Below are 1,407 nucleotides of genomic sequence, written 5' to 3'. Positions count from 1 at the left end.
TACAAAATATGGTAAGTAAACTATTAGAAAACGATGGATATAAAAAGGTATGTAAACGAACTATTGAAAGAGACATCCAAATTCTAAATGAAATCGGATTGATTAAATCCAAAATCAGAAGGCTTGGCGTTGGCAATGGAAGCATCTCCCACTATATACAGAACATAAAATTTGTACACAGACACAAAGAAATAATTTTCGAATATCTAAAAGAACGTCTGAAAGAAAATCTAAAAAATAGAAGAATCGTCAGCGATTTTCACCAAGATATAGAAGATACAATGCAGCATTGGAATACAAACTCTACAAAAGATGAAAATCCTAAAACATATGAAAGTCAACCTAATTTAAACAAACATAATGAACAGAAACATACAACCGTAATGTCGCATGAGCAAAATCCGCATGTAATTAATAAAGCTAAAATAAGCTATAAAAAAGAAAAGAATTCTAAAGAGAACTCAGAAATGCTTATGAAAAAAGCTGATTTTTATGAAAAAAAGAAAAGTGATTTCAAAATAATGAGGAAAGATGTTGTTACAAGACTGTTATCTGACCACAAAATTAGCGAAAAGTATGTAAAGCAAATAAAGGAGATGAGCAACAACGATTCGACATACATAAATGCACTGTTAAATTTGGAGCGAGCAATAATTGATTATAAAACTGAATACAGTCTTGAAGACATTCTAGAGCACTTTTTAAAGCAATTTGCGAATAGGTATAAACACAAAGTGTGGATGATGATGAAAAGAGAAGATGGGATAATAAACGATTATGAAGTAATTTGGGAAGGCAGATTTAGAGATTGGTACCCTAATAAATACAAAAAGCGATGCGTTGAAAAAACAGTTTATGGCGAAAACATATGTGTTGGAAAAAAATTCTTAGAAAAAAAAGGAAAAAAAACAAAGAAAAATTTGCGCATTTATGCAACAGAAAAGGCAGAAAAAAAAGAGACAGAAGAGAAAGCAAAAAAAACGGATTTAGAAAAAAAAGAGAAACGCAGGCTAGAATTGCTGAGAAGAGAAGAATATTTGCAGAGGCTTTTTAAACAGGAAGCAAAAGAAAGAGAAGAGAGGCTTAGGAGGGCAGAAGAGGAGCGAGCCCATTTGAAGAACCGTGCGAAAGAAAGTATGTTAGCGAATTTGAAGAAAAACATAGGCGATAACGCACAATCAAACGAAACAGACAGCTTCTTGAACAAAACGCCCCCAAACATTTTGTCTGAGTCATTGTCAAATGACGATATTGAAGGTAAAAATGATTGTATAGAGAGTACAACAAAAAATGAAGTATCTCTTTGCGAAATTGATGAAAGGGTAGAGATGTTTAGTGAAGTTAAAGAAAGACAGATGTGTGCACAAAACCGTTCTTTAGACGGTATGATTTCTGATACATTAGAGC

The 1,407-nt window shown here is 32.6% G+C and carries 1 protein-coding gene; it reads left to right on the top strand.

Annotated elements, in window-relative coordinates; all coding sequences use genetic code 11:
* Window positions 1-1,407: plasmid maintenance protein (locus U881_RS11440; protein ID WP_152520648.1), on the top strand; the 1,407-nt coding region annotated here is incomplete at both ends.

This window comes from Borrelia persica No12 (genome assembly GCF_000500045.1).
GTDB lineage: Bacteria > Spirochaetota > Spirochaetia > Borreliales > Borreliaceae > Borrelia > Borrelia persica.
The sequence above is the reverse complement of the archived record's forward strand: the minus strand, read 5'-3'. Positions and strand labels throughout refer to the sequence as shown.